This is a genomic window from Butyrivibrio sp. WCD2001 (assembly GCF_000424485.1).
In the GTDB taxonomy this organism is placed as follows: domain Bacteria; phylum Bacillota; class Clostridia; order Lachnospirales; family Lachnospiraceae; genus Butyrivibrio.
Map to the genome: position 1 here is coordinate 1 of NZ_AUJZ01000037.1, position 9061 is coordinate 9061.

General features: G+C 42.2%; 12 protein-coding genes. All 12 read left to right on the plus strand.

Annotated features, from left to right (window positions below; translation table 11 throughout):
- A partial coding sequence (locus tag G630_RS0117205) for a hypothetical protein (protein WP_242829959.1) occupies positions 1 to 586 on the plus strand: 586 nt, incomplete at its 5' end.
- Between the two features lie 60 nt (positions 587 to 646).
- Positions 647 to 988, plus strand: a complete 342-nt coding sequence (locus tag G630_RS22535) for a DUF7768 domain-containing protein (RefSeq protein WP_049946282.1) — start codon at positions 647 to 649, stop codon at positions 986 to 988.
- A gap of 2 nt (positions 989 to 990) precedes the next feature.
- Positions 991 to 1611, plus strand: a complete 621-nt coding sequence (locus G630_RS0117215; RefSeq protein WP_026499306.1) for a hypothetical protein — start codon at positions 991 to 993, stop codon at positions 1609 to 1611.
- The gene (locus tag G630_RS0117220; protein WP_330363831.1) at positions 1611 to 3953 is read left to right on the plus strand and encodes a virulence-associated E family protein; all 2343 of its coding nucleotides are present in this window, start codon (positions 1611 to 1613) and stop codon (positions 3951 to 3953) included. The genes G630_RS0117215 and G630_RS0117220 overlap by 1 nt, the downstream gene beginning before the upstream one ends.
- A gap of 135 nt (positions 3954 to 4088) precedes the next feature.
- Positions 4089 to 4370 carry a VRR-NUC domain-containing protein gene (locus G630_RS0117225; RefSeq protein ID WP_026499308.1) on the plus strand — a complete coding sequence of 94 codons (282 nt, stop codon included), beginning with the start codon at positions 4089 to 4091 and terminating at the stop codon, positions 4368 to 4370.
- Positions 4351 to 5697 (plus strand): SNF2-related protein, encoded by a 1347-nt coding sequence (locus tag G630_RS0117230; RefSeq protein ID WP_026499309.1) that lies wholly within the window; start codon positions 4351 to 4353, stop codon positions 5695 to 5697. The genes G630_RS0117225 and G630_RS0117230 overlap by 20 nt, the downstream gene beginning before the upstream one ends.
- 20 nt (positions 5698 to 5717) lie before the next feature.
- Positions 5718 to 6143, plus strand: coding sequence for a DUF1492 domain-containing protein (locus tag G630_RS0117235; protein ID WP_026499310.1), 426 nt, complete (start codon positions 5718 to 5720; stop codon positions 6141 to 6143).
- Positions 6144 to 6279: 136 nt separating this feature from the next.
- Positions 6280 to 6639: an HNH endonuclease gene (locus G630_RS0117240; protein WP_026499311.1), complete on the plus strand. Its 360-nt coding sequence runs from the start codon at positions 6280 to 6282 to the stop codon at positions 6637 to 6639.
- Between the two features lie 117 nt (positions 6640 to 6756).
- The gene (locus tag G630_RS0117250) at positions 6757 to 7293 is read left to right on the plus strand and encodes a P27 family phage terminase small subunit (protein WP_026499312.1); all 537 of its coding nucleotides are present in this window, start codon (positions 6757 to 6759) and stop codon (positions 7291 to 7293) included.
- 5 nt (positions 7294 to 7298) lie between these two features.
- Positions 7299 to 7739, plus strand: a complete 441-nt coding sequence (locus G630_RS22540) for a ParB N-terminal domain-containing protein (protein ID WP_049946283.1) — start codon at positions 7299 to 7301, stop codon at positions 7737 to 7739.
- Positions 7736 to 8218 carry a ParB N-terminal domain-containing protein gene (locus G630_RS22545; RefSeq protein WP_049946284.1) on the plus strand — a complete coding sequence of 161 codons (483 nt, stop codon included), beginning with the start codon at positions 7736 to 7738 and terminating at the stop codon, positions 8216 to 8218. Before G630_RS22540 ends, G630_RS22545 begins: the two co-directional genes overlap by 4 nt.
- A partial coding sequence (locus tag G630_RS22550) for a DNA cytosine methyltransferase (RefSeq protein WP_049946285.1) occupies positions 8169 to 9061 on the plus strand: 893 nt, incomplete at its 3' end. The genes G630_RS22545 and G630_RS22550, both read left to right, overlap by 50 nt.

A 9061-nucleotide genomic window follows, 5' to 3' on the forward strand; every position in this document is an offset into this window, starting at 1 on the left:
CTTTCTTTATGTGTCCACCGCTTCCTTCCAGGGCAAGAAAGGTGGACATATGAAATTAAAGATCCGTTATGAGAACGAGATGCAGACAATCGAACTTGATTCTGAGGCTACACAGGAGTTGTGGATTAGCCTGTCGCTTGAGGGTGATGACCTTTCTGAAGAAGAGAAGGAAGAAAAAATTCAGAAAGAGTGGGATGAGAAGTTCAATAAGCCAGATTACAACAACTGGCACAAGGAGACTCGCCATATTGATGGCACTCCAAAGCGTAAACGCTTTGATGGAAAGCGTGGATATATTCAGGGAGATCCAGATGATACTGGGTTCGACATCTTGGAATATCTCTGTATAACCGAAGGTATTGAAATTGAGGAAGATTGTTCTGAAATAACAGATCCGTATACGTGGGTAAGGCAAGTTCTTTCAAAGAAACCTGAGTGGGTGGATGCCTTTATTGCTGTCCGTATTAATGGTGAGTCAATACGCAGTTATGCGGCAAGAATAGGCGCAGATGAGAACAATATAACACAGAAACTAAAGAGAGCTGAGAAAAAATTGAAGGAGAATTTCAAAAAACGTCAGATTTAATCATCTGCCGAGGCTACCACTTAGAGGGTTGCCTCGGAATTTTTTTGAAAGGAGATTGCTATGAAGAACAATGAAAAGTACAGACCTCTTGTGTATGTTTCCAGTGCCTATGCGGGTGATGTGACAGCTAACACATTTAATGCAAGACGATATTGCAGATTTGCTCTTGAACAGGGGCAGATACCACTTGCGCCACATCTTATGTTTCCACAGTTTCTTAGTGACAATGATCCTGAGGACAGGGAACTTGCCATGTTCATGGACATTATCCTGCTTGGGAAGTGTGATGAACTCTGGGTTTTTGGAGACAGCATTTCTGAAGGAATGGCGGCTGAGATTGAAGTGGCCAAGAGGCGTAGACAGAAAATCCGTTTTTTTGACAGCGAGATGAGGGAGGTGTAGCTATGAATGGACTTAGGGCAATACAGACAGAGTACAAGGGATATCGTTTTCGTTCCCGCCTGGAAGCAAGATGGGCAGTTTTCTTTGATGATTGTGGTGTCAGCTGGGAGTACGAACCTGAAGGATATGATCTTGGAAATGGGTTATGTTACCTTCCTGACTTTTTGCTTCATGGTGTAACTGTCAATCATGGTTTATTCAAAAGAGATTGTGACATCTATGTAGAAGTTAAAGGTGTTATGGATGACATTGATGCAGAGAAGATAAACAGATTCTATAACGCAGGCTATCCTGATGAGAACCAGTTGGGAGTATCAAATACCGCAGTTTTAGTAGTGGGAAATATACCTGATGGCGAAAGCATGGATGACATTATCGATAGCCTGCAGAGAGTAGCTTATAACGATTGTGGTAATTATCCAAATTATTTTAACTTTGAGACTATCGATGGTGATTACTTTGCAGCTTACCCTGGTGTGGATAAGCGTGGCACATTCACATTGTTTGGTGATGATCTTAGCTACTTATGGAGTCTGGATGAAGCTAAGACGGAACATGCTTATCGCATTGCAAGGCAGGCGAGGTTTGAACATGGTGAGACACCAATAATCAGGAGGTATTGATGATGCGGGATTTATCTATAGCCTATGGAAACAGCCGACAGGCTAAGAAGTGGGTGAACAAAACTATAAAGTACGATGACCTTAAGGAAAGGCTTAAGGTCACCATACGTACCACGGAATCAGCTGAAGAGTATGCAAAGATGGGTAAGACTCAGAGGGATGCAGCCAAAGACCATGGGGGTTTTGTCGGCGGAACTCTTGCTGGAGGGCGCAGAAAGATTGATACGGTGCAGGCTCGTTCAATGATCACATTGGACGGCGACCGCATCGATGCTGAATTTCTTGATAACTATGAAGCAGATGTGCCTTATACGTCTGTCCTTTATTCAACTCATAGCCATACTCCAGAGAATCCAAGGGTAAGGCTTATATTTCCACTTACAAGGGACATCTCTTCAGAAGAGTTCGTTGCGGTATCAAGGTATCTTGCTCAGATGCTTGGAATGGATTTCTTTGATGAATGTTCATATCAGCCCAATCAGCTTATGTACTGGCCGTCCTCTCCGCAGAACGGCGTATTTGTGTATAAGGAAGTAGAAAAGAAGTGGCTTGATCCGGATGAGATTCTGAACGCACATCCTGAGTGGACAGATCCGACCATGCTCCCTACTTCATCACGTGAGAGCAAGGCTAATCAGATAACGCAGCAGAAGGTGCAGGATCCCCTTACAAAAGAGGGAGTGGTGGGCCTTTTCAACAGAGTTTATTATCCGATTTCGCTTGCCCTAGATACTTTCTTAAGTGATGTCTATGAAAGAACTGAGAACGGCAGCAGGTATCACCTTATAGAAGCAAGTAGTATTGCCGGAGTTGAGGTGATTGATGATAAGTTCGTATATTCCCATCATGCAAAGGATGCTGCTTATCTTAGGCTATGTAATGCCTTCGATATTGTCAGGATTCATAAGTTCGGAGATGTCGATGATAAGGAGTCCTTTAAGGAAATGTGCGAGTTTGCCATGCAGCAGGATGATGTGAAGCTGCTTGCAGCGAATGAAAAGCTTGCTGAAGCTGAGGCAGATTTCACGGACGATGATTGGAAAAAGCATCTTAAGTATCAGCCAAAGACAAGCATGCTCGAGAACAGTGTTTATAACCTGAACCTTATCCTTGCAAATGATCCAGATTTTGCCAACTTCGCTTATAACGAGATGGCAAACAGGATTCAGGTCACAGGGCCTCTTCCATGGGACAGACCGGAAGGAAACCAGTTCTGGAGGGATGCAGATACGGCTCAGCTTAAGTCAATCATTGATATCAGGTATCTTCCTTTTACAAGCAGAAACCATGATGTGGCATTTACGAAGATCGCTGATGACAGACATTTCCATCCAGTAAGGGATTATCTTAATGGACTTCCACAGTGGGATGGCATTGAGAGAGTAGAGGATGTGTTCATCAAGTATCTTAAGGCTGATGATACAGAGTATGTTCGTACAGTTACAAGAAAGACCTTTGCAGCAGCTGTTGCAAGGGTATATGTTCCGGGAATCAAGTTTGATTGTGTGCCGGTTCTTGATGGTGATCAGGGCATTGGTAAGTCAACCATAGTCAAAGACCTTGTCACACCGGATTATTACTCAGAGACACTTTCGCTTACGGATATGGATGACAAATCAGGTGCTGAAAAGCTTCAGGGGTTCTGGATTGTTGAGATTGGAGAACTTGCTGGCATGAAGAAAGCTGATATTGAGAAGGTCAAGGCTTTCCTTTCAACATCAGATGATAAGTACCGCCCTTCATACGGAAAAGTGGTAGAGAGCCATCCAAGACAGTGCATAATCATAGCTACTGTCAACGGAGAACGTGGATATCTGCGTGATATCACGGGCAACAGAAGATTCTGGATCATAAAGGTTCATCAGAAGAAGCAGAAGAAAACGTGGAACTTTGACGAACACTTCAGGGAACAGTTCTGGGCTGAGGCTAAGGAAATATGGAAGTCAGGTGAGAAGCTGTTCTTGGAAGGTGATGTCCTTGAAGAAGCGGAGAAGGCGCAGCTTGGTGCTATGGAGGCAGATGAGCGTGTCGGAATGATAGAAGAGTACCTTGATGCGGAACTACCTGATGATTGGGACAAGATGGATCTCTTTGCGAGAAGGAATTATATGAACGGCACAGAGTTCGGAAAGCCTGAGCATAATGGCAAGACCAAAAGGACAGAGGTCAGCAATGCTGAGATATGGTGTGAGTGCTTTGGAAAGAGTCTTCAGGAACTCAAACCATCTGACAGTTATGTTATTGCTGCCATGATGTCGCAGATTCCCGGATGGGAACGCACCAGTACAATCAGGCGGCAGCCTATATACGGCAGACAGCGAATTTACCAGAAAACTAACTAAGGAGGTGACACACACAACACAACTTTTTCCCTTATATTCAATCGAGTTTTTCTAAAAGTCATAGGTAAAAACATGTGCACACACGCGCGTAAAGAATATAAGGGAGAGGTTGTGATTTTGTGTCTCTTGTGACAGATGAGAGAAAAATATGTTGAGAGAAGATTAGTGGAAGAAGTCAAGAAAGCTGGAGGTTTAGCCCCTAAGTTCGTTAGTCCAGGTTTAAATGGTGTGCCAGACCGGTTAGTACTTTTTCCGGGAGGACATATGGCTTTTGTAGAACTTAAGGCACCAGGAGAAGTGATGAGACCACTACAGATAAGAAGAAAGAAGCAACTGGAGAGTCTAGGCTTTCATGTATACTGCGTAGACCATCCATCACAGATAGGAGGAGTCATTGATGAGATACGAGCCACATGAATATCAGAAATATGCAACTGACTTCATACTAACGCATCCAATAGCTGCAGTATTCTTGGACTTAGGTCTTGGTAAGAGTGTGATATCCTTGTCAGCTATCTTTGACCTTTGTCTTGATCAGTTCCTTATAAGGAAAGTGCTTGTAATTGCACCGCTGCGAGTTGCGAGGGATACTTGGCCTTCGGAGATAGAAAAGTGGGACTTTCTTAAAGGACTTAAGTATTCTGTAGCGGTGGGTTCTGAAGCAGAACGTAGGAGAGCATTTGAAGAGGCAGCAGATGTCTACATCATAAACCGCGAGAATGTTGATTGGCTTGTAAACAAGAGCATGATACCTTTCGACTTCCAGATGATAGTGATTGATGAGTTATCAAGCTTTAAATCAAATCAGGCAAAGCGTTTTAAGAGTCTTTTGAAAGTAAGACCTTTTGTAAAAAGGATAGTCGGTCTTACAGGAACACCTAGCTGCAACGGACTCATGGATCTGTGGGCAGAGTTCAGAGTACTTGATATGGGTGAGAGGCTTGGAAGATATATTACAAGGTTCAGGGATTGTTATTTTTCACCAGACCAGAGAAATGGACAGATTGTTTATTCTTATAAGCTTCGACCTGGAGCAGAAGAAGCAATCTATCAGAAGATTGGTGACATAACCATATCGATGAAGTCATGTGACTATCTTAACCTTCCTGAGTGCATCATCAATGAAGTATATGTAACGATGGATGAGAAAGAGATGGCCATATATAAAAAGTTCAGGGATGACATGGTAGCTGATGTAAAAGGCAAGGAAATAGATGCTGTTAATGCAGCGGTTCTTTCCGGTAAGCTTCTACAGATGGCAAGTGGCTTTATATATGATGATGAGAACAACAGCATAGCTATCCATGATAAGAAGCTTGATGCACTTGAAGACCTTATTGAACAGGCTAATGGTAAGAATGTTCTTGTAGCATATTGGTTCAAACATGATGCTGAAAGGATTAGGGAAAGGTTCAAGGTTAGAGAAATCAACACTTCGGCAGACATAAAGGATTGGAATGAGGGCAAAGTACCAATAGCAATCATACAACCTATGTCAGCCTCCCACGGATTAAACCTGCAATCAGGAGGCTCGGTACTCATATGGTATGGACTTACATGGAGTCTTGAACTTTATCAGCAGACTAATGCGAGATTACATAGGCAGGGGCAGAAAGATACGGTTGTCATCCATCATATAGTCGCAAAGGATACGATTGATGAGCAGGTCATGACAGCCTTACGCAAAAAAGAAAAGACTCAGGATGCTTTGATAAATGCAGTTAAAGCAAATCTGAAAACATAACAAAGGGGAGGAGATTCAGCATGACACCAAAGGATTACTTACATCAGGCTTATCGTTTGGATCAGAAGATTAGTAGTGATCTGGAAGAAGTTGCAGCACTTCATGAAATGACTTCAAGTGTTACAACCCCACAGCTTTCAGAAAGGGTTCAGACTTCTAAGAAGAATGATGCAGCCTTTGTTAGGACAATGGAGCAGATAATAGAGTTAGAAGAACGTATCAACAGGGAGATTGAACTGTTGATGAAGCTGAAAAGAGAAATCCGGGACATCATATCTTCAGTTAAGGATACCGATGAGAGAATGGTTCTGAAGTATAGATATGTACATAACTATACCTGGGAACAGATTGGAACAGAACTGAATGCAGATGCAAGGACAGTTCGAAGGTGGCATGGGAATGCTCTTCAGCATGTAATTCTACCGGATAATCCTATTACAATATAAAAACGCCCAAAATGTCCTACTTTGTCCGCTTTTGTCCAGAGATGTCCAAGGGCATATTGTGCTATTATAGAATCAGAAAAAATGTGAAGCCTCACAGGATAATGACCTGTGGGGCTTTCTTTATGGAGGAAATACGATGCCACGAAAACCAAGACGAGGCTGTGCATGGAATGGCTGTCCGAGACTTGCTGAAGAAGGTGGACAGTATTGTGAGGAACATAAAAAGATAGCAGGAAGACGTTATGAAAAGTATGAAAGAGATCCTGCTACTAAACAACGGTATGGAAGAAGCTGGCAAAAGATCAGAGATATCTATGCTAAAGCACATCCATACTGTGAACTGTGTTATGAGAAAGGATTTATGGTTCCGATGGAACATGTACATCATAAGAAGCCTCTTGCTGAAGGTGGTACAAACGATTTTGACAACCTTCAATCTCTATGTAAGTCCTGCCACTCACGTATACATAGTGAGCATGGTGTGAAACATAGGTAGGGAGGGGCGGTATGAATCCTGAAAACCCAGTAAGCGTGGGAACGGGCCGGGGCTTCATACATAAAAATTGGAATTCAAACGGGGTATTAAAGATTTTGAAAAATCAAAGGAGAAAATATGGCTAAAGACGGAACAGCCAGAGGAGGAGCCAGAGTTGGCGCGGGTAGAAAGCCAAAGGCTTTAGCTGAGAAAGTCACGCAGGGAGGTACAGGGCCTGTACTTGTTTTTCCTGAAGCTGCTGATTTCAAAGGTGAAAATGTTCCTCCTGTAAAAGACTTTCTTAAGGCTGATCAGAAAAGCGGAGTAAAGCTTTGTGCAGAAGATGTCTTTAGAAGCACATATCTGTGGCTGAAGGAAAGAGGCTGTGACAGATTTGTAAATACTCAATTGATAGAACAGTATGCAATGTCTGTATCAAGGTGGGTACAGTGTGAGACCATGATTTCGGAGTATGGTTTCTTGGGCAAGCATCCTACAACGGGTGCAGCTATTACTAGTCCTTATGTGGTGATGAGCCAATCTTATCTAAAACAGGTGAATCAGTGCTGGTATCAGATTTATCAGATTGTAAAAGACAATTGCTCTGTAGAATATGGCGGTGCTAATCCGCATGATGACCTTATGGAACATCTGCTGATGGCTAAGAAAGGGTAACTAAAATGAAATACATTAAAAGGAAACTTAAGGATATTCATCCTTATGAGAATAATCCAAGGATAAACGATGATGCGGTGGATGATGTTGCCGAGAGTATTAAACAATGCTCATATATCTCACCTATCATTGTAGATGAAGATGGTGTGATTCTTGCAGGTCATACGCGCTATAAGGCACTTACAAAGCTTGGATATAAAGAGTGTGATGTGATTGTTGCAAGTGGTTTATCTGAGGAACAGAAAAAGAAATATAGGCTTTACGATAATAAGACAGCAGAGTTTGCTTACTGGGATCAGAAGAAATTATCAGAAGAACTGTCTGATGTGGACTTTCAGGGATATGATTTCGGTCAGCCGGCTAGATCAGCTGATGAAGAAAATAAGAACGGTACAGAGAAGAAAGCAAAGACCTGTCCGTGTTGTGGGGAGGTGTTTGAAGTATGAAGCTAGAGGCTTTGAAGATTGATGAGATTATTCCATATGAGAACAATCCAAGAAAGAATGATGATGCAGTAAATGTAGTAGCTGAAAGTATTAAACAGTGCACCTACATTACTCCTATAGTTGTTGATGAAGAAAAGGTCATCCTTGCAGGCCATACACGTTATAAGGCGTTGAAATCACTTGGTTATGAAGAAGTGCCTTGCCTTATGTGTGATGGACTTACAGAGGAGCAGAAAAAGAAATACAGATACCTGGATAACAAAACAGGTGAGAAAGCAACATGGGATCTGATGAAATTGGAAGTTGAACTTGAAGGCGTAGACCTTGAAGGATTTGATTTCTTTGGTATGGCTGAAGATCTCACAGTGGAGACCGGAGCGGAAAGAACTGCAACAGGTTCTACCGAGTATGATACGGAGGCTTTTGGTGATGAAGAGTTCAAATATGAATGCCCAGCGTGTGGCTTTAAGTTCAACTGATTTTCCATGGAAATGGAGATTGGAAGATTTAGCTACAAGACCTAAGAATGGATGCAGTGTTTTTTCCTGCTTCAGTTGCGGCGGTGGTTCATCTATGGGATACAAGCTTGCAGGGTATCAGGTGCTTGGTAACTGTGAGATAGATCCTGATATGATGAATCTATATAAAACGAATCATCATCCAAAGTTCAGTTATCTCATGGATATAAGGGATTTTGTGAAGATACCTGATGAAGAAATTCAAGATGAACTTAAAAACCTTGATGTTTTAGATGGTTCACCACCTTGCTCTGTATTTTCAATGGCGGGAAGTAGAGAAAATGGTTGGAATGTAGAAAAGACCTTTAGAGAGGGACAGGCAAAGCAGAGGCTTGATGACCTGTTCCTCTATTTTATTGAAGTAGCAAAGAAACTAAAGCCTAAGGTGGTCATAGCGGAGAATGTAAAGGGACTTATAACAGGTAATGCCAAAGGATGGGTAAACCTTATAGTAAAGGCCTTTAATGATGCAGGATATGATGTACAGATTTTCCTGTTAAATGCATCACGTATGGGAGTACCGCAGAAGAGGGAGAGAGTTTTCTTTATTGCTCATAGGAAAGATCTTAACTACAAAAAACTGGTGATGAACTTTGATACAAAGCCTATACCATTTGAAAAAGTCAGAGAACCCTATGGTAAGGCTTTCTCTGGAGACAATATGGCATCCAAGCTTATGAAGTATAGGATTCCATCAGACAGATGTCTTCAAGATATAAACAAGCGAGTAAGAAAGACGGGGAGCGGTTTTACTTCGCCTATAAATCATGATGATGAACCAGTGCAGACTATCACGGCGGGAGG